Origin of the sequence: Sphingomonas horti, from assembly GCF_009753715.1 — a bacterium.
GTDB lineage: Bacteria > Pseudomonadota > Alphaproteobacteria > Sphingomonadales > Sphingomonadaceae > Sphingomonas_B > Sphingomonas_B horti.
This window is the reverse complement of the sequence record NZ_WQMS01000013.1, coordinates 386,967-405,617: the sequence shown is the minus strand read 5'-3', so window position 1 is coordinate 405,617 and position 18,651 is coordinate 386,967. Positions and strand designations below refer to the sequence as shown.

At 67.2% G+C, this 18,651-nt stretch carries 16 protein-coding genes and 1 pseudogene; 15 read left to right on the top strand and 2 right to left on the bottom strand.

Annotation, left to right across the window (positions count from 1 at the left end; all coding sequences use genetic code 11):
- Nucleotides 1–65 precede the first annotated feature (65 nt).
- From GON01_RS11470 to GON01_RS11410, 13 genes and pseudogenes are all read left to right on the top strand, one after another.
- Nucleotides 66–734, top strand: coding sequence for a hypothetical protein (locus tag GON01_RS11470; protein ID WP_157027481.1), 669 nt, complete (start codon nt 66–68; stop codon nt 732–734).
- A 134-nt stretch (nt 735–868) separates the two neighbouring features.
- The gene (gene nuoG, locus GON01_RS11465) at nt 869–2,872 is read left to right on the top strand and encodes an NADH-quinone oxidoreductase subunit NuoG (RefSeq protein WP_157027480.1); all 2,004 of its coding nucleotides are present in this window, start codon (nt 869–871) and stop codon (nt 2,870–2,872) included.
- Nucleotides 2,873–2,966: 94 nt separating this feature from the next.
- A pseudogene (nuoH, locus tag GON01_RS11460) lies at nt 2,967–3,998 on the top strand (NADH-quinone oxidoreductase subunit NuoH); the annotation flags it as partial.
- A 113-nt stretch (nt 3,999–4,111) separates the two neighbouring features.
- A complete protein-coding gene (gene nuoI, locus GON01_RS11455; protein WP_157027479.1) occupies nt 4,112–4,597 on the top strand; it encodes an NADH-quinone oxidoreductase subunit NuoI in 486 nt (161 codons plus the stop codon).
- A 15-nt stretch (nt 4,598–4,612) separates the two neighbouring features.
- Nucleotides 4,613–5,224, top strand: coding sequence for an NADH-quinone oxidoreductase subunit J (locus tag GON01_RS11450; RefSeq protein WP_157027478.1), 612 nt, complete (start codon nt 4,613–4,615; stop codon nt 5,222–5,224).
- Nucleotides 5,221–5,526 (top strand): NADH-quinone oxidoreductase subunit NuoK, encoded by a 306-nt coding sequence (gene nuoK, locus GON01_RS11445; RefSeq protein WP_181600059.1) that lies wholly within the window; start codon nt 5,221–5,223, stop codon nt 5,524–5,526. Before GON01_RS11450 ends, nuoK begins: the two co-directional genes overlap by 4 nt.
- Nucleotides 5,527–5,650: 124 nt before the next feature.
- On the top strand, nt 5,651–7,684 hold the full coding sequence (nuoL, locus tag GON01_RS11440) for an NADH-quinone oxidoreductase subunit L (protein WP_157027477.1): 2,034 nt from the start codon (nt 5,651–5,653) through the stop codon (nt 7,682–7,684).
- The gene (locus GON01_RS11435; RefSeq protein ID WP_157027476.1) at nt 7,681–9,222 is read left to right on the top strand and encodes an NADH-quinone oxidoreductase subunit M; all 1,542 of its coding nucleotides are present in this window, start codon (nt 7,681–7,683) and stop codon (nt 9,220–9,222) included. Before nuoL ends, GON01_RS11435 begins: the two co-directional genes overlap by 4 nt.
- A 108-nt stretch (nt 9,223–9,330) precedes the next feature.
- Nucleotides 9,331–10,815, top strand: coding sequence for an NADH-quinone oxidoreductase subunit NuoN (gene nuoN, locus GON01_RS11430; protein WP_157027475.1), 1,485 nt, complete (start codon nt 9,331–9,333; stop codon nt 10,813–10,815).
- Nucleotides 10,816–10,906: 91 nt separating this feature from the next.
- Nucleotides 10,907–11,620 (top strand): biotin--[acetyl-CoA-carboxylase] ligase, encoded by a 714-nt coding sequence (locus tag GON01_RS11425; protein ID WP_157027474.1) that lies wholly within the window; start codon nt 10,907–10,909, stop codon nt 11,618–11,620.
- 11 nt (nt 11,621–11,631) lie between these two features.
- Complete coding sequence (locus GON01_RS11420) at nt 11,632–12,414, top strand: type III pantothenate kinase (RefSeq protein ID WP_157027473.1); 783 nt, start codon at nt 11,632–11,634, stop codon at nt 12,412–12,414.
- Nucleotides 12,415–12,536: 122 nt separating this feature from the next.
- Nucleotides 12,537–14,174 carry a ribonuclease J gene (locus GON01_RS11415; protein WP_181600058.1) on the top strand — a complete coding sequence of 546 codons (1,638 nt, stop codon included), beginning with the start codon at nt 12,537–12,539 and terminating at the stop codon, nt 14,172–14,174.
- A gap of 17 nt (nt 14,175–14,191) precedes the next feature.
- Nucleotides 14,192–14,452 carry a DUF1467 family protein gene (locus GON01_RS11410; RefSeq protein ID WP_157027471.1) on the top strand — a complete coding sequence of 87 codons (261 nt, stop codon included), beginning with the start codon at nt 14,192–14,194 and terminating at the stop codon, nt 14,450–14,452.
- On the opposite strand, the gene GON01_RS11405 is transcribed toward GON01_RS11410, so the two are convergent.
- On the bottom strand, nt 14,449–16,713 hold the full coding sequence (locus GON01_RS11405) for a coiled-coil domain-containing protein (RefSeq protein ID WP_157027470.1): 2,265 nt from the start codon (nt 16,711–16,713) through the stop codon (nt 14,449–14,451). The genes GON01_RS11410 and GON01_RS11405 overlap by 4 nt on opposite strands.
- 84 nt (nt 16,714–16,797) lie before the next feature.
- On the opposite strand from GON01_RS11405, the gene GON01_RS11400 reads away from it, so the two are divergent.
- Nucleotides 16,798–17,094 carry an Hpt domain-containing protein gene (locus GON01_RS11400; protein WP_157027469.1) on the top strand — a complete coding sequence of 99 codons (297 nt, stop codon included), beginning with the start codon at nt 16,798–16,800 and terminating at the stop codon, nt 17,092–17,094.
- A gap of 56 nt (nt 17,095–17,150) precedes the next feature.
- Nucleotides 17,151–18,329, top strand: a complete 1,179-nt coding sequence (locus GON01_RS11395; protein ID WP_157027468.1) for a hypothetical protein — start codon at nt 17,151–17,153, stop codon at nt 18,327–18,329.
- On the opposite strand, the gene GON01_RS11390 is transcribed toward GON01_RS11395, so the two are convergent.
- Nucleotides 18,320–18,619, bottom strand: coding sequence for a hypothetical protein (locus tag GON01_RS11390; RefSeq protein WP_157027467.1), 300 nt, complete (start codon nt 18,617–18,619; stop codon nt 18,320–18,322). The genes GON01_RS11395 and GON01_RS11390 overlap by 10 nt on opposite strands.
- Nucleotides 18,620–18,651: the final 32 nt, after the last annotated feature.

Sequence of the window (18,651 nt, the reverse complement as noted above, 5' to 3'; positions counted from 1 at the left end):
TCCGTTTTCCCCAGCGCATGATGGCCGGGCATCGGAGCCGCGCGCTCCCGCCAGAGGAGGGTGACATGGGGAAGCTTTTGATCGTTGCCGCCGCGGTTTCGGCCGCCGCTTTCGCCACGCCGGCGCTGGCCGATAACGACAGCATGGGCGAGGTCGGGGTCCAGACCGGCAAGTGCATCGTCAAGGCCGACCGCGGCGCCGCCATCTCGATGCTGAAGACGCTGCCGCTGACCGGGGACCGGGTCGACTGGAGCAGCGTCTCGCTCGGCAATGCGGCGAGCTGCCGGACGGCGGCGAACACGGCCGTCAGCGTCAGCGCGCTGCGCGGCGGGATCGCCGAGGAGCTCTTCAAGCGCGATTTCGTCGAATATGGCGTGCAGCCGCAGCGCGACATCGTGAATCTCGCCAAATTCGACCTGCCGGTCGAAAAGAACACGATGGGCGTCGAGGACCCGACCAAGACCTTGTTCCTGACCGCCGACTGCGTCGCGCGGAGCAACCCGAACGACACCGAGCGGCTGATCAAGTCCGATCCGGGATCGAGCCAGGAAATGAAGGTCTTCCAGATGCTCGGGCCGTGGCTATCGGCCTGCCAGGGCTCCAGCCGGATCGCCTATGGACGCACGGAGCTCAGAAGCGCGATCGTGCAGGCGGCGTATCATGTGTCCCAGCGCTATTGGGCGGGCGACATGACCTATGCCGGCCCGGCCTTCCGGCCCGAGGGGGCGCGGTAGGAATTCCGTGCTCCGGCGCAGGCCGGGGCCCTGCGTCCGGGGCTCCGGCCTGCGCCGGAGCACCTTGTTCCGCGTTCATCCCTTGCCCCCGCCATAACCCCCGTCTAGAGGCTCCGCCCGGAGCCTAGTTTTGTATGCCTAAACTCACCGTCGATGGGATCGAGGTCGAAGTCCCGCAGGGCGCGACCGTCCTTCAGGCCTGCGAAGCCGCGGGCAAGGAGATTCCCCGCTTCTGCTTTCACGAGCGCCTGGCGATCGCCGGCAATTGCCGCATGTGCCTGGTCGAAGTGAAGCCGGGGCCGCCCAAGCCGCAGGCCAGCTGCGCGCTGCCCGCCTCCGACAACCAGGAAGTCCGCACCGACAGCCTGATGGTCAAGAAGGCGCGCGAAGGGGTGATGGAGTTCCTGCTGATCAACCATCCGCTCGACTGCCCGATCTGCGACCAGGGCGGCGAGTGCGACCTGCAGGACCAGGCGATGGCCTATGGCCGCGGGTTCAGCCGGTTCGACGAGAACAAGCGCGCCGTCACCGACAAATATATGGGCCCGATCATCAAGACGTCGATGAATCGGTGCATCCAGTGCACGCGCTGCGTGCGCTTTTCCGAGCAGGTCGCCGGCGTCGAAGAAATCGGCGCGATCGGGCGCGGCGAGAACATGCAGATCACGACCTATCTGGAAAAGACGCTGACCAGCGAGTTGTCCGGGAACGTCGCCGATCTCTGCCCGGTCGGCGCGCTGCTGCAGAAGCCCTACAGCTTCGAGGCGCGGCCGTGGGAGCTGAAGAAGACGCCGTCGATCGACGTGCACGACGCGGTGGGCTCGAATGTCCGCCTCGACAGCCGCGGGCGGCAGGTGATGCGCGTGCTGCCGCGCATCAACGAGGACGTGAACGAGGAGTGGCTGTCCGACAAGTCGCGGCACGCGATCGACGGCATGGTCCGCCGGCGTCTCGACCGGGTGTTCGTGCGCAAGAGCGGCAAATTGCAGCCGGCCAGCTGGGAAGAGGCGTTCGCGGAGATCGCCAAGCATGCCGACGGCACGATGGCGGCGATCGCCGGCGATCTGGTCGATTGCGAGACGATGTACGCAGCGAAGACGCTGCTCAAGTCGTTCGGGTCGGAGCTGCTGGAAGGCCGGCAGACCGGCATGGACTATGACTGCTCCAGCCTGGCCGCGGTCAATTTCAACACGACGATCGCCGGGATCGAGGACGCGGACGCGATCCTGCTGGTCGGCACCAACGTCCGGCTGGAAGCGCCTTTGGTCAACACGCGCATCCGCAAGGCGGTGCGGCGCGGCGCCAAGGTGTTCGCGATCGGGCCGGAAGCGGACCTGACCTACAAGGTCGAATGGCTGGGCAACGATCTCGGGCTGCTCGGCAAGCTGCCGCAAGCGGCGGCGGACGCGTTCGGCGCGGCCGAGCGGCCGGCGGTGATCGTCGGCGGCGGCGCGCTGAAGGCGGGGGCGCTCGGCGCTGCGCTGGCGCTGGTCGGGCCGCTGAACCTCGTGCGCGACGACTGGAACGGCTTCAACGTGCTGCACATGGCGGCGAGCCGGATGGGCGGGCTGATGCTCGGCTATGCGCAGAAGGGCGGCATCGCCGACATTCTGGCGGCGAGCCCGAAGCTGACCTTCTTCCTGGGCGCCGACGAAGTCGATTTCTCCAAGTTCGACAACAGCTTCAAGGTCTATGTCGGCCATCATGGCGACAAGGGCGCGCACCACGCCGACGTGATCCTGCCGGCGGCGTCCTATGTCGAAAAGAGCGGGACCTTCGTGAACCTGGAAGGGCGCGTGCAGGTCGCGCAGCAGGCCGTGTTCGCGCCGGGCGAAGCGCGCGAGGACTGGAAGATATTCCGCGCGTTGTCCGAAGTGCTGGGCAAGCCGCTGTCCTTCGACACGCTCGCGGAGCTCCGCGCGGCGATGATCGGCGAAGTCCCTGCGCTGGGCCTCGACGGGGCGATCGCGCCGTTCGAATGGACGCTGCCGAAGCTGCCGGCCAAGGCCTCGGGCCCGGTCGGTTATCCGATTTCCGACTTCTACCTGACCAACGCGATCTGCCGCGCGAGCCCGACGATGCAGCGTTGTTCGGCCGAGATCGTTCACGGGCAGGAATTCGCGGAGGCGGCGGAATGAGCGCGTTCGCTTCGTGCCCCTGCGAAAGCAGGGGTCCATGCCTCCGGGCCCGTGACTCTGGACCCCTGCTTTCGCAGGGGAACGGGAGCGCGCTATGACCGATTTCTTCGCCTCATACCTCGGCTATGAAGCCGGGTGGTTCGTCGCCACGCTGATCGGCATATTGCTGATCGCGCTGCCGCTGATGCTGGCGGTCGCGATGATCATCTATGCGGACCGCAAGATCTGGGCGGCGATGGCGCTGCGCCGGGGTCCCAACGTGGTCGGTCCGTGGGGCCTGCTGCAGAGCTTCGCCGACGGGCTGAAGGTGTTCCTGCAGGAAACGATCATCCCGTCCGCGGCGAACCGTGGCCTGTTCCTGCTGGCGCCGATCATCACGTTCACGGTCGCGCTGATCGCCTGGGCGGTAATCCCGTTCGGGCCGGGCATGATCCTCGCCGACATCAATGTCGGGCTGCTCTACATCCTCGCGGTGTCGTCGCTGGGCGTGTACGGCGTGATCATCGCCGGCTGGTCGTCCAACTCCAAATACCCGTTCTATTCGGCGCTCCGCGCGGCGGCGCAGATGGTCTCCTACGAAGTCTCGATCGGCTTCGTGCTGATCTCGGTCGTGCTGTGGGCGGGGACGTTCAACCTGCAGGGCATCATCGACGCGCAGCGGGGCCTGTACGGCTTCGTCAACGGCTTCGGCTTCAACCCGCTGCTGTTCCCGATGTGGGTGGTGTTCCTGATCTCCTCGATGGCGGAGACGGCGCGCACGCCGTTCGACCTGACCGAGGCTGAAAGCGAGCTCGTCGCCGGCTACCAGACCGAATATTCGTCGATGGCGTTCGCGCTGTTCTGGCTCGGCGAATATGCGAACGTGCTGCTGATGTGTGCGCTGAACGCGGTGCTGTTCTGGGGCGGCTGGCTGCCCCCGATCGACTGGGCGCCGCTCTACGCCGTGCCGGGCATCATTTGGTTCTTTGCGAAGATATTCTTTTTCTTCTTCGTGTTCAGCTGGGTGAAGGCGACGGTGCCGCGCTATCGCTACGACCAGCTGATGCGGCTGGGCTGGAAAATCTTCCTGCCGCTGTCGCTTCTGTGGATTTTCATCGTGTCAGGCTTCCTGATGCTGACACGATACCCATGCACAGCAAGCAGTTCCGGCGCTCGGGTTACCCATGTTCTGACTACGAGCGGAGAGCGAGAGATAGTCGAGTGCCCGCGGTCTAACGGCACGATTGCCAGGGTCAAATCATGAGCATCGCCCAATATATCAAGGCCTTCACCCTGTGGGAGTTCCTGCAGGCGCACTGGCTGACGCTGAAATATTTCTTCAAGCCCAAGGCGACGATCAATTACCCCTATGAGCGCAACCCGCTCTCGCCGCGGTTCCGGGGCGAGCATGCGCTGCGGCGCTATCCGAACGGGGAAGAGCGCTGCATCGCGTGCAAGCTGTGCGAGGCCGTGTGTCCGGCGCTGGCGATCACGATCGAGTCGGAACCGCGCGAGGACGGCAGCCGCCGCACGACGCGCTACGACATCGACATGGTGAAGTGCATCTATTGCGGGCTGTGCCAGGAAGCCTGCCCGGTCGATGCGATCGTCGAGGGGCCGAACCTGGAGTTCTCGACCGAGACGCGCGAGGAGCTGATCTACACCAAGGAGAAATTGCTCGCGAACGGTGACCGTTGGGAACGCGCGATCGCCGGCAACCTTGCCGCCGATGCGCCCTATCGTTAAGCGGCCCCCACCCAAATGATCCAAGCGTTCGCCTTCTACCTGTTCGCAGGCCTGATGATCCTGTCGGCCGGCCTGACGATCACCGCGCGCAACCCGGTACATTCGGTGCTGTGGCTGATCCTGGCGTTCTTCAACGCGGCCGGGCTGATGCTGCTGCTGGGCGCCGAGTTCATCGCGATGCTGCTGGTCATCGTCTATGTCGGCGCGGTCGCGGTGCTGTTCCTGTTCGTCGTGATGATGCTCGACATCGATTTCGCCGAGCTGCGCGCGGGCTTTACCCGCTATCTTGGCATCGGTTCGGTGCTGGCGGTGGCGCTGGCGGCCGAGATCGTCATCGCGGTCGCGGTGCACAGCGCCGGCCCGATCGAGCTCAGCAACCGCATCGGGCCGACGCCCGCGACGATCTCCAACGTGCAGGCGATCGGCGAGCTGCTCTATACGCGCTACCTTTATGTGTTCGAGGCGGCGGGGCTGGTGCTGCTGGTCGCGATGATCGGCGCGATCGTGCTGACCCACCGCACCCGCCGCGACGACCGCGCGCAGAACGCGAGCCGCCAGATCGCGCGCCGTCCGCATGAGGCGACGCGTCTGGTCAATCAGCCGGTGGGCGAGGGGGTCGAACTGTGATCGGCCTCGAACATTATCTCGTCGTGTCCGCGATCCTGTTCGTGATGGGCGTGCTCGGCATATTCCTGAACCGGAAGAACGTGATCATCATCCTGATGGCGATCGAGCTGATCCTGCTTTCGGTGAACATCAACCTGGTGGCCTTCAGCGCCTATCTGCACGACCTGGTCGGCCAGGTGTTCGCGATGTTCGTGCTGACCGTGGCCGCCGGCGAGGCGGCGATCGGGCTCGCGATCCTCGTCATCTATTTCCGCAACCGCGGCACCATCGCGGTGGACGACGTCGACAGGTTGAGGGGGTGAAGGTGTTCGTTTCTCGTCTTCTCCCCTCCCGCTTGCGGGAGGGGCCGGGGGTGGGCCTGACTGGCTTGCTCTGCGATGGAGGCCTGCCCACCCCTAATCCCTCCCGCAAGCGGGAGGGGGACCGATGATCCAGGCAATCGTTTTCCTGCCGCTCCTGGCCGCGATCGTGGCCGGGCTGGGCAATCGGGCGCTCGGCAATACCGTTGCCAAGGCGATCACGACCGGCGCGCTGTTCGTGTCGTGCGCGCTCAGCTGGCCGATCTTCATCGATTTCCTTTCGGGAAATGCGGCGGCTCAGGTCGTGCCGGTGCTGCAGTGGATGAAGTCCGACGACTTCGACGTCCTCTGGTCGCTCCGCGTCGACACGCTGACGGCGGTGATGCTGGTCGTGGTGACGACGGTCTCCGCGCTCGTGCACTTGTATAGCTGGGGCTATATGGCGGAGGACGACAGCCAGCCGCGTTTCTTCGCGTACCTGTCGCTGTTCACCTTCGCGATGCTGATGCTGGTGACGGCGGACAACCTGGTCCAGATGTTCTTCGGCTGGGAAGGCGTCGGCCTCGCATCCTATCTGCTGATCGGCTTCTGGTATCACAAGCCGTCGGCCAACGCGGCGGCGATCAAGGCGTTCGTGGTCAATCGCATCGGCGATTTCGGCTTCATGCTCGGCATTTTCGGCACGTTCCTGGTGTTCGGCACCGTCTCCATCCCCGAGATCCTGGCGGCGGCGCCGGGCATGGCGGGCTCGACCATGGGCTTCCTCGGCGGCCGGGTCGACACGATGACCTTGCTCTGCCTGCTGCTGTTCATCGGCGCGTGCGGCAAGTCGGCGCAGCTGGGCCTCCACACCTGGTTGCCGGACGCGATGGAGGGCCCGACGCCGGTCTCCGCGCTGATCCACGCCGCGACGATGGTGACGGCGGGCGTGTTCATGGTCTGCCGCATGTCGCCCATGTTCGAGGCGAGCCACACCGCGATGACCGTGGTGACGATCGTCGGCGCCGCGACCGCCCTGTTCGCGGCGACGGTCGGCACGACCCAGACCGACATCAAGCGGGTGATCGCCTATTCGACCTGCTCGCAGCTCGGCTACATGTTCTTTGCAGCGGGCGTCGGCGCGTACGGCGCGGCGATGTTCCACCTGTTCACCCACGCCTTCTTCAAGGCGCTGCTGTTCCTCGGCGCCGGCTCGGTCATCCACGCGATGCACCATGAGCAGGACATGCGCTTCTATGGCGGCCTGAGGAAATCGATCCCGATCACCTTCTGGGCGATGACGATCGGCACGCTCGCGATCACCGGCGTCGGCGTGGCGGGCGTGTTCGGGTTTGCCGGCTTCTATTCGAAGGACGCGATCATCGAGGCGGCGTTCGCGAGCGGGACCCAGATCGGCGGCATCGCCTTCGCGGTCGGCGTGTTCGCCGCGCTCCTCACCAGCTTCTATTCGTGGCGGCTGGTGTTCCTGACCTTCTTCGGCACGCCCCGCTGGGCCGCTTCGGAACATATCCAGCATGCGGTGCACGGCGAGCATGACGCGCCGTCGGCCGAGCATGGCGACAGCCCGCACCACGACGTGCACGCGCCCGAGGGAACGGCGGGCTATCATCCGCACGAAAGCCCCTGGTCGATGCTGGTGCCGCTGATCGCCTTGTCGCTGGGCGCGGTGTTCGCCGGCTGGGTTTTCCAGCGGCCGTTCCTCGACGCCGAGGGCGGTGCCGAGTTCTGGAAGGGCAGCCTGTTCTTCGACGCGCACCTGATGCACGAGATGCACCTGGTCCCGACCTGGGTGAAGCTGTCGGCGACGTTCGCGATGCTTGCCGGCCTGCTGATCGCCTGGTGGGCCTATATCCGGGACACGAGCGTCCCGGCGCGCTTCGCCGGCACTTTCCGCGGGCTGTACGCCTTCCTGCTCAACAAATGGTATTTCGACGAATTGTATAACCTGATCTTCGTCCGCCCCGCGTTCGCGCTCGGCCGGCTGCTCTGGAAGAAGGGCGACGAGGGCACGATCGACCGGTTCGGCCCGAACGGCGCCGCGGCCCTGGTCGCGGGCACCAGCCGCGTCAGCGTGCGGCTCCAGTCCGGCTATGTCTATACCTACGCGTTCGTCATGCTGATCGGCCTCGCCGGGGCCGCGACCTGGGCGATCGCGGGATGAACCAGCTCGACTTTCCGATCCTGTCGATCATGCTCGCCGTGCCGATGGCGGCGGGCATCGCGTGCCTGTACCTGAAGGACGAAGGCGCGCGCTGGCTGGCGCTGATCGCCACGCTGGTCGACCTGGCGCTGGGCATCCTGCTGTGGGCGACGTTCGATTCGTCGCCGGGTGCGCCGCAATGGCAGTTCCAGGAGCATGTCGGCGTGTTCGGCCGCTTCGCCTGGGCGCTCGGCATCGACGGCATCGCGCTGATGCTGATCATGCTCACTTTGTTCCTGATGCCGATCTGCATCCTGGCGAGCTGGACCTCGATCGAGAAGCGCGTGCCGGAGTATATGGCCGCGTTCATGCTGATGGAGGTGCTGATGGTCGGCACCTTCGCGGCGCAGGACCTGTTCCTGTTCTACATCTTCTTCGAAGGCGGCCTGATCCCGATGTACCTGATCATCGGCATCTGGGGCGGCGCCAACCGCATCTACGCATCATACAAATTCTTTCTCTACACGCTGCTCGGATCGGTGCTGATGCTGATCGCGATGCTGTGGATGGCGAATTACGCCGGCACCACGGATATCCCGACGCTGATGCAGACCGATTTCCCGGTGGAGGCGCAGAGCTGGCTGTGGCTGGCGTTCTTCGCAAGCTTCGCGGTCAAGGTACCGATGTGGCCGGTCCATACCTGGCTGCCGGACGCGCACGTGCAGGCGCCGACTGCGGGTTCGGTGATCCTGGCCGGCGTGCTGCTGAAGCTGGGCGGCTATGGCTTCATCCGCTTCTCGCTGCCGATGTTCCCGGAAGCGTCGTCGGCGCTGATCTGGCTGATCCTGGTGCTGTCCGGGGTCGCGGTCGTCTATACCTCGCTGGTCGCGCTGGTGCAGAACGACATGAAGAAGCTGATCGCCTATTCGTCGGTCGCGCACATGGCAATCGTCACGATCGGGCTGTTCGCGTTCAACCGCCAGGGCCTGGAAGGCTCGATGATGGTGATGCTGAGCCACGGCCTGGTCTCCGGCGCGCTGTTCATGTGCGTGGGCGTGATCTACGACCGGCTGCATACGCGTGAGATCGCGCGCTATGGCGGGCTGTCGAACAACATGCCGCGCTACGCGCTGCTGTTCATGCTGTTCACCATGGCCTCGATCGGCCTGCCCGGCACCAGCGGCTTCGTCGGCGAGTTCCTGTCGCTGATGGGCGCGTGGCAGGTCAGCAGCTGGGCGACGGCGGTCTGCACGACCGGCATCATCCTGGGCGCCTGCTATATGCTGTACCTCTACTGGCGCATCGCGTTCGGCGTTTCCGACAAGCCGGACGCCGCGGCGATGCCCGACCTCAACGGCCGCGAGCTGATCAGCCTAGGCGCGATCGCGGCGGTGGTGCTGTGGATGGGCGTGTATCCGGAAAGCTTCCTGAAGCCGATGCGCAACGACATCGGCTCGCTGGTCGCCCGCGTCGACCGCGCGAAGCCGCGCTTCGATCCGGACTTCGCGGTCGGCAAACGCCGGATGCCGACGGCCCATGCCGAAGGGGAGGCGCACTGATGCACGCGTCTGCCGCCGTCCCGGCGAAAGCCGGCACTCAATTTCTTCTTCGCTGCCTTGCCGCAAAGGGCAGGTGGGCCCCGGCTTTCGCCGGGGTGACGAGGTAATATGGATTACGCTCAGAACCTCCTGATCACGCTTCCGGAGCTGATCCTCTCGATCGGCGCGATCGCGCTGATGATGGTCGCCGCCTTTGCGGGCGACGGCTCGACGCGCACCGTCGGCTGGATCGCGGTCGTCCTGCTGGTCCTGGCCGGCATCGCCGCAACGCATGCGCCGGCGAGCCTGAACCTGCCGATTCTCGGATTCGAGAATTGGGGGTCGGCATTCGGAGGACTCTACAAGGCGGACGCGTTTTCGGCCTTCTCCAAGGTGCTGATCTACGGATCGGCCGCGGTGGCGATCATCGCCGGGCCGGACTTTTTCGAGCGGCGGGGCGGGCGCCTGCGCGCCGAATATCCGGTGCTGATCCTGCTTTCCTCGGTCGGCATGGGCATGATGGTGTCGGCTTCCGACCTGCTGACGCTCTATGTGGGCCTCGAGCTGCAGAGCCTTGCCGGCTATGTGCTCGCGAGTTTCATGCGCCGGGACGCGCGCTCCGCCGAAGCCGGCCTGAAGTATTTCGTGCTGGGCGCGCTGGCGAGCGGCATCCTGCTCTACGGCATCACGCTGCTTTACGGGTTCACGGGCACGACGCAGTTCGACACGCTTGCCACCATCGTCGGGGCCGGCCCGCTTTCGACCGGCATGTTGTTCGGCCTGGTGTTCGCGCTGGCGGGCATCGCGTTCAAGATCAGCGCCGTGCCGTTCCATATGTGGACGCCCGACGTGTACGAAGGCGCACCGACGCCGGTGACGACCTTCTTCGCCTCCGCGCCGAAGATGGCAGCGATGGGCCTGATGATCAGGCTTGCCGTTGAGGCGATGGGGCCGGCCTACGAATCGTGGCGGCAGATCGTGATTTTCTCCGCGCTGGCTTCGATCGTCCTGGGCGCGGTGGCCGCGATCGGCCAGAAGAGCATCAAGCGGCTGCTGGCCTATTCGACGATCAACAATATCGGCTTCGCCCTGATCGGGCTCGCCGCCGTGCAGCCGGGCCGCCCGGACGGGGTGGCGTCGGTGATGACCTATATGGCGATCTATCTCGTCATGACGGTCGGCTCGTTCCTGGTCGTGCTGCAGATGCGCGATTCAGAAGGGAACAATGTCGAGACGATCGCCAGCCTGTCCGGGCTGTCGCGCAATCATCCCGGGCTGGCGGCCGCGTTCGCGATCTTCATGTTCTCGCTGGCCGGGGTGCCGCCGCTGCTCGGCTTCTGGGCCAAGTTCGTGGTGTTCGACGCCGCCGTGAAGGCCGGGCTGTGGCCGCTCGCCGCGATCGGCATCGCGGCATCGGTGATCAGCGCCTTCTATTACCTGATGATCGTCAAGACGATGTACTTCGACGAGCCGGCGCCGGCCTATCACCGGGTCGAGAGCCGGATCGAGGGCGGGCTGATCGCGGCGACCGCGCTCGCCGTGTCGCCGCTCGGCTATTTCCTGATCCCGGCGCTGGGCCTGTTCAGCACCCAGGCCGCGCAGGCGCTGTTCTAAGTTCCTGAGTCCGTTCGCTTCGAGCGTAGTCGAGAAGCGCTTGCTTCGGAGCTGATCGTTTCTTGACTTCGCTCGAAACGAACGGGTTTTGATGATCGACATCCGGACCGTCCCTTCCACCGCGTCGACCAATGCCGACATGCTTGCGCTTGCCGCGGCGGGGGCCGGCGAGGGGCTGTGGCTGCGCGCGGTCGAGCAGACGGCGGGCAGGGGACGGCAGGGCCGCGCCTGGGTGTCGCCGCCGGGCAATCTGTACGCGAGCAATTTGGTGCGGCTGCGGCCGGGGGATCCCAATCCGGCGACGCTGGCGATGGTCGCCGCGGTCGCGCTGGACGAAGTGCTGCGGGCCTATGGCGCGACGCCGACGATCAAGTGGCCGAACGACCTGCTGATCGAAGGCGCGAAGCTGACCGGCATCCTGCTGGAGCGCAGCGGGGACGCCGTGGTCGTCGGCATCGGCGTCAATCTCGCGCATTCTCCCGAGGGGCTGGGTCGGGCCGTGACCAGCGTCGCGGCGCAGGGACTCGGCGCGCCCGATCCGGAGCTGTTCCTGCGCGACCTGGCCGAGGCGTTCGCGCGCTGGCTGGCGGTCTGGCGCAGCGGGCTGGAGCCGGTGCGCCGGCGCTGGCTGGAACGGGCGCATCCGCCGGGAACGGCGCTGTCCGTGCGCCTGCCGGACCAGGCGGCGATCGACGGCCTGTTCGACGGCCTGTTCGACGGCCTTGACGCGGACGGCGCGCTCCGCTTGCGCCTGGCCTCTGGCGAGGTGCAAGTGATCCATGCCGGCGATGTGTTTCTGATCTGAAGGGGGCCAAGATGCTGCTCGCGGTCGACGCAGGGAATACCAATATCGTCTTCGCGCTGTTCGACAGCGGCGACGTCCGCGCCCGGTGGCGGATCGCGACCGATGCCAGGCGCACGGGCGACGAATATGCGGTGTGGCTGACGCAGTTGCTGGCCCTGGAAGGGCTGGAGCGGTCCGCAGTCGACCGAGTCATCATCTCGACCGTGGTGCCGCGCGCGCTCCATAACCTCGAGGTGCTGTCGACCAAATATTTCGGCGTGGAGCCGCTGATCGCCGGGCGCGCGCCGGTCGAGTGGGGCATGGACCTGGACGTCGAGGAGCCGCAGAATCTGGGCGCCGACCGCGCCGTGAACGCGATCGCCGCGCACGCGCTGCACGAAGGCGACCTGATCATCGTCGATTTCGGCACGGCCTCCACGATCGACTGGATCGACTATCGCGGCGCCTATAAGGGCGGGATCATCGCGCCGGGCATCAACCTGTCGCTCGACGCGCTGGTCAGCGCCGCCGCGAAGCTGCCGCGCATCGCCATCGAGGCGCCGGCGACCAGCTCCGTCGTCGGGCGCAACACCGTCGACCAGATGAACATCGGCATCTATTGGGGTTATGTCGCGCTGATCGAAGGGCTGATCGCGCGGATGAAGGCGGAGATCGGCCGGCCGGCCAAGGTGATCGCGACCGGAGGCCTCGCGATCCTGTTCGAGAAGCACACGGACGTGTTCGACGCAGTCGAGCACGACCTGACGCTGCGCGGGCTGGCGATGTTGGCCGAGCGCGCCCATATGGGCAGGTGACCAGATACAGGTCGTCATCCCCGCGAAAGCGAGGACCCACTTTTTTCTGATGAAGCGTTGGCAGCCCAAGGCAGGTGGGTTCCCGCTTTTGCGGGAATGACGAAGAAGGAAACGACGCGATAGTGACCCCCGGTAACGAACTTCTTTTCCTTGCGCTCGGCGGTTCCGGCGAGATCGGGATGAACGTCAATCTCTATGGCTGCCAGGGCAAATGGGTGATGGTCGATTGCGGCATCACCTTTGCCGATCCGGCCTATCCCGGCATCGATTTGATCCTGCCCGACTTGAGCTTCATCGAGGAGCGCAGCGACGACCTGCTCGGCATCGTGCTGACGCACGGGCATGAGGATCATATCGGTGCGCTGCCCTATCTGGCGGCGGACCTGGGCGTGCCGCTGTACGCGACGCCGTTCACCGCCGGGCTGATCCGTGGCAAGCTGGAAGAGGAAGGCGTTTCCGACCAGGTGAAATTGCACGTGATCGAGCGCGAGCACGGGCAGTTTCATCTCGGGCCGTTCGGCTTCGAATATGTGCCGCTGGCGCACTCGATCCCGGAAGGCAACGCGCTACTGATCGAGACGCCGCACGGAAACATCTTCCACACCGGCGACTGGAAGCTGGACGAGGAGCCTTTGCTCGGCACGCCCTCCACCGCGGCTGAGCTGGAGGCGATCGGCGACAAGGGCGTGCTGGCGCTGGTCTGCGATTCGACCAATGTGTTCAACGAGGACGCGTCGGGCTCCGAAGCGGCGGTGCGCGAGGGGCTTGACGCAGTGATCTCCGAAGCGACGGGGCGCGTGCTGGTCACGACTTTCGCGTCGAATGCGGCGCGGCTGGCGACGTTGGGCGAGGTGGCGCGCGATACCGGGCGGCAGCTATGCGTCGCCGGGCGCTCGCTCGATCGCATCCTGAAGGTGGCGAAAAGCGTCGGCTATCTGCGCGACTTTCCCGAGCCGATCGATTTTGACGCGGCGATGAAGCTGCCGCACCGCGAAGTGATGATCGTCGCGACCGGCGGGCAGGGCGAGGCGCGCGCGGCGCTGGGTCGCATCGCGTTCGACCAGCATCCGCTGAAGCTGGACGAAGGCGATCTGGTCGTCTTCTCGTCCAAGCAGATCCCGGGCAACGAAGTTGCGATCGGGCGCATCCAGAATGCGCTGGCGGCAAAGAACATCCGGATGATCACCGACCGGCAGGCGCATGTGCATGTGTCCGGCCACCCGGGACGGCCCGAGCTCGCGCTGATGTACAAATGGATCCGGCCGGAGATCATCCTGCCGGTCCATGGCGAGCGGCGGCACATGGCCGAGCAGGCGCGCTTCGCCGAGGAACAGGGCGTGCCGAAATCGATCGTGCAGGAGAACGGGACGGTGGTGCGGCTGGCGCCGAACGGGCCGGTGGTGATCGGCAACGAGCGTGCCGGGCGGCTGGTCGTCGACGGCGACGTGATCCTGCCGGCCGACGGCGCGACGATCAACGAACGCCGGCGGATCGCTGCCTATGGCCAGATCTCGGTCGCGGTGGCGCTCGGCAAAGGCGGCCGGGTGCAGGACACGGCGGTGCGGCTGCAGGGCATCCCGGTCGAGGAGGACAAGGACGATTTCATCGCCGACGCCTGCGACGCCGCCGAGGACGCCGCGGGCAAGGGCGGGGCGGACGAGGAAAAGCTCCGCGAGGCGATCCGGCTCGCGGTGCGCCGCAAGGCGGTCGAATGGACCGGCAAGAAGCCGGTCGTCGACGTGATGATCTTGCGCGTCTGATCGGCTAGAGACGCCGCATGCGCTGGACCTCGATCGTCGCCATCTACCTGCTGTTCTGGTCGCTCTCGGCCTTTCTGGTGCTGCCGTTCGGCGTGCGCACGCATGAGGAAGCGGGCGCGGACCGGGTGCCCGGCCAGGCCGACAGCGCGCCGCACGACTATCGTTTCGGCAAGCTGATCCTCCGCACGACGATCGTCGCCGCGGTGCTGTTCGGCCTCTATTACGCGAATTACGTCAACGGCTGGATCACCCCGGCGGACCTGGATTATTCGCGCTAGGTCCTGAGCCTTTCGATCGCCTGGGCGAGGGCGACGTACAGCTTGCCCATGTCCGACGACAGCAGAGTGACCGCGACCTGCGAGCCTTCGCGGGTGGCGAGGACGTTCCTGAGCATCGCCTCGAAATCGTGGATGTAGCGGCCGACCTGCTCGCGGAACTCCGGGTCGCTTTCGTAGTAGGACTGGACCGCGCGGCTCTCGCCGGCTTCGAGCAGCCGCACCGCGCGGCGCGTGAAGACGCCGCGATCGCCCTTCAGATAGGCCGCCCAGGCACTGTCGGTGACTTCGTTCGACAGGATCTTGGCGACGTCGATCGCGGTCGAGTTGAGCGCTTCCATCAGCAGCGCCGCGCGGCGGGCGAAATTGTCGCGATTGGCTTCGTCCGCCTGCTCGCGCGCGGAATCGATCCGCGCCTCGATCGCGGCGGCGCCCTGCTCGACGGCGGCCATCTGCTCCTGCAGCTGGATGGCCGCGGCGTTGGCGGCGGCGACCGCGCGCTCGGCGGCATCGGCGACCGACAGCACCTGCTTCTCGACTCGTGCGGCGACGACGTCCTGGATCGCCTTGTCGGTCGCGTGGCCGATCGAGGCCGCGGCCTGCGGCACGATGCGCTCGAACGTCTCTCGCGCGCGCTCGGCGGCCTGGTTGGCGGCGTCGCGGACGCGGAGCATCACGTCGATCAGCTGCGGGCCCGAGCCGTCGGCAACCGCGGCCATCTGCGCCTGCGCGGAGTCGAGCGCAGCGGTGAGCTCGCCCGCGCTGCGCTTGCCGGACTGGAGCTGGCGATCGGCGGCCTGGCCGAACAGCTCGATCGCCTCGCGCTGCTGCTGGAGCAATTTCTCGGTCTGGGCGAGACGGTCCAGCGCGGCGGTCGCACCCGCCTCGATGCCGCCGACCTCGGGCCGCATCGCTTCGATCCGGCCGCGGCTCGCCTCGGCATAGCCGTCGAGACGGGCGAGGGCGGCGGGAAGCGTCTCGTCGATCTCGCGCGCGCTGGCGTCGAGCGCGGTCAGAAGCGCCTCGCTGCGGGCGATGAAGCCGTCGGCGGCATCGCCGGCGCCGGCGAGCGAGCTCGACAGCCGGTCCGCATTCTCGCCGAGCGCGGCGATCGCGGCGGCAAGCTGCTCGGTCCGTGCCGTGCCGCTCTGGTCCAGCCGCTCGAGCCGCTGCTCGATTTCCGCCATGCCGGTCGACAGCTGCTCGACCAGGGCGCGCCCGGTCTCGTCATGGGCGCCGATGCTGCGGCCGAGATTGTCGACCAGGGTGCCGATCTCGCCGATCCGCGCGGCCAGCGCTTCGGCCGATTGGGTGCCGGTGCTGTCGAGCGCGGCCTTGGACTGGTCGACCATCGCCAGCATCGCCGCGCCCTGCGCCTCCACGCTGCGCCGCGCCTCGTCGAGGGCCTCGGAGGCGCGGGCGAGGGCGGACTGGACCGCGTCGTTCATCTGACCGGCGGTCGCGTCGAGCTGCGTCCGCGCGGTCTGGGTGGCGGCGTCGATCTGGGAGATGTGCGCGGCCAGCTTCTCGGCCGCGCCGCTCGCGATCTCGTCGGCTTCCCGGCCGCGCTCGCGCAAGACCTCGAGCTGCGCTTCCAAGGCACTGGCCTGACCCACGGCGGCCTCGCCGGCCTGGCCGAGGGCGGCGGCGAGGCCGTCGGTCTGCTGCTGCGCCTGGGGGAGGCTGGCGAGCAGGGCGTTCAGCTCGCTACTCGCCGCGCTGGCCGACTGGGCGAGAGTGCCGGCGTGCCGGTCCAGCGCCTCGCCATCCTGGCGGAAGGTCGCGGTGACGCTCGCAAGCCTGGCGGCCGCTTCCTCGCCGATCTGGGTCAGCTGGATGGTCTGGTCGGCAAGGGCTTCGCGATTGGCGGCGATGCGCGCGGTGAGCTCCCCGATCTTCGCTTCGAGCCGGGCGGATTCCGCTCGCATGCCGTGCGCGGTCGCAAGATAGCGCCGGGCCTCGCGGCGGCTGGTGCGGAGCGTCAGTAGCGCGACCACGCCGATCAGCGTCAACGGCGTGCTGGCGGCGCCGATGATCATCGCCAGATTGGCATAGGCGTCCGGCCCGGCGACGATGCTCCACGTGACGAACGCCGTCCAGGCGATCGCGAGCAGGGCGAGCAGGACGGCGATCGCGATGCCGAGCGCGCTCGGCGGCGCCGGCTCCTCGTCCGTCTCCGCTTCGTAAACCGGCGCAGTCTCTTCCACGATCAGTTCGTCTTCATGCTCGGGCCGCAGGCCCACCACTTTTTTCGACCCGTTCATGGACGCGGAACATACCAGCTTTTGCCGGGGTGAGAACAAGGGCGGGTTACCGGCCCTTAAGGTTTTCGGGGATAAGCTTGGTCCATGTCGTTCGAACAGGCCCTCCACACCTCGCTCGCCGCCGCGGTCGGCGACGACCAGGCGCTCGTCGCGGAGCTGCGCGGCGCGTTTCTTGAAAGCGCGACGCGGCACCTGGACGCCATGCGCCGGGCCGCCAGCGACACCGATTGGCGCGAGGCGGGGCTGCGCCTGAAGGGGCTGGCGGCAAGTTTCGGCGCGACTGCGCTGATGAACGAGGCCGGCTGGGCGGCGCAATGCCCGCGCGGCGACGCCGAGGCGCTGGCCGACATCGAGCGCGGCCTGGCGGTGCTGACCATCTAAACGCCTTTTGCCGGGCGCGATTACCGCCTAACGAAAGCCCCGATGCGGGGCGTGCCATGCTGACCGGACTGATCATCGCCTGCGAGGACATCGCCGGCGGGACGGGACTGCGCGCGGAATTGCCGGTCGCGGGGCAAACCGTGCTGGAACAGCAGGTCCGGGTTCTCGCCGAAGCCGGTGCCGAGCGGACCATCGCGATTGCCGAGCGGCTGCCGCCGGGCCTCGCCGCCGCGCTCGCGCGTCTGCGCCGCGACGGCCTGGTCGTGGAAGTGCTGCGCCGGGTCGACGACGTGGCCCAGCGGGTCCGGCCGGACGACCGGCTGCTGGTGATGGGCGACGGCATCGTCACCGACACGGCGGCGGCGGAGCGGCTGCTCGGCGCCTCGCCACCGGCGATCCTGACCATTCCCGACGCGCCGGAAACGCGCGAGTGGGAGCTGATCGACGCCAGCGCGCGCTGGGCCGGGCTGCTGCTTGTCGATGGCGATCTGGTGCGGCGGACGGCACGGATGCTGGGAGACTGGGACCTGCAATCGACGCTGCTGCGCAACGCCGTGCAGGCCGGCGCGGAACGCGTGCCGCTGGAGCGCGGGCCATTGCTGGCCCAGGTGGCGGACCCGGCGGCCGCGCTGGCGGCGGAGCAGGCGATCAGCCAGGCCGCCGCGCGCCGGCCGACCGGGCTGCTCGACCGTTATGTCTTCGACCCGCTGGCGCGCGCGATCGCGCCCCGGGCTATGGCGGCGATGATCGATCCGGCCTGGCTGCGCGGCGGCGCGTCCGGGCTGCTGATTCTCGCGGCGCTCGTCTTCATGGGCGGCTGGCGCTGGCCGGGGCTGGTGCTGGCGATGCTCTCCGGACCCGTGGACGTGCTCGGGCGACATCTGGCCGGGCTGACGATGCGGCTGCGCAAGGACCATAAGCGCTGGACGCAGCTTCGCTATGGCGCGGCGAGCGCGGCGCTGCTCGCGCTGGGCTGGAACACGCGCGATTTCGGCTGGGGAACGCTGGCGCTGGCGGCGGGGACGATCGGCGTCATGACGGCGCTGTTGGAGCACCAGCGCTGGATCGGAAAGCCGCAGCGCCGCCCGCTCTGGCTTGCCGAGCCCGACCTGCTGGTCTGGTTGCTCGCGCCATTCGCCGTCGCCGGCTGGTGGCCCGCCGGCTTGGCCGCGCAGGCGGTGCTGGCGTTCGCGTCGCTGCTTGCGGTGCAGCGCCTGACCCGGCGTCAGACCTGAGGGCCGATCGTCTCGGGCGTGACCTGGCCGACCGGGTCTTCGCCGGAAAACAGGCGATCGAGACGCTGGCGGAGATGCTCGTCGAAATTCGCCGCCGAGACCGATCGTGGGCGATTGAGCGAGATTTCCTTCGCGATCGCTTCCTTGATGCGGTCGACCGCGCCCTGATCCAGCAGGTTCGCGCGCTGAAGCTCGATCGCCAGCTGGATCAGCCCGACCGTGGTCGCCTGCGCACGCATGCCGATCAGATCGATCGAATCATGCACTCGCTTGTCTTCGGCATATCCCATGTTCCGCGCTCCCCGAGAGGAGAGACGATAGA

Coding starts and splice junctions, on each gene's coding strand:
- GON01_RS11470 (WP_157027481.1), top strand. CDS start 66: ATGGGGAAGCTTTTGATCGTTGCCGCCGCGGTTTCGGCCGCCGCTTTC.
- nuoG (WP_157027480.1), top strand. CDS start 869: ATGCCTAAACTCACCGTCGATGGGATCGAGGTCGAAGTCCCGCAGGGC.
- nuoI (WP_157027479.1), top strand. CDS start 4,112: ATGAGCATCGCCCAATATATCAAGGCCTTCACCCTGTGGGAGTTCCTG.
- GON01_RS11450 (WP_157027478.1), top strand. CDS start 4,613: ATGATCCAAGCGTTCGCCTTCTACCTGTTCGCAGGCCTGATGATCCTG.
- nuoL (WP_157027477.1), top strand. CDS start 5,651: ATGATCCAGGCAATCGTTTTCCTGCCGCTCCTGGCCGCGATCGTGGCC.
- GON01_RS11435 (WP_157027476.1), top strand. CDS start 7,681: ATGAACCAGCTCGACTTTCCGATCCTGTCGATCATGCTCGCCGTGCCG.
- nuoN (WP_157027475.1), top strand. CDS start 9,331: ATGGATTACGCTCAGAACCTCCTGATCACGCTTCCGGAGCTGATCCTC.
- GON01_RS11425 (WP_157027474.1), top strand. CDS start 10,907: ATGATCGACATCCGGACCGTCCCTTCCACCGCGTCGACCAATGCCGAC.
- GON01_RS11420 (WP_157027473.1), top strand. CDS start 11,632: ATGCTGCTCGCGGTCGACGCAGGGAATACCAATATCGTCTTCGCGCTG.
- GON01_RS11410 (WP_157027471.1), top strand. CDS start 14,192: ATGCGCTGGACCTCGATCGTCGCCATCTACCTGCTGTTCTGGTCGCTC.
- GON01_RS11405 (WP_157027470.1), bottom strand. CDS start 16,713: ATGAACGGGTCGAAAAAAGTGGTGGGCCTGCGGCCCGAGCATGAAGAC.
- GON01_RS11400 (WP_157027469.1), top strand. CDS start 16,798: ATGTCGTTCGAACAGGCCCTCCACACCTCGCTCGCCGCCGCGGTCGGC.
- GON01_RS11395 (WP_157027468.1), top strand. CDS start 17,151: ATGCTGACCGGACTGATCATCGCCTGCGAGGACATCGCCGGCGGGACG.
- GON01_RS11390 (WP_157027467.1), bottom strand. CDS start 18,619: ATGGGATATGCCGAAGACAAGCGAGTGCATGATTCGATCGATCTGATC.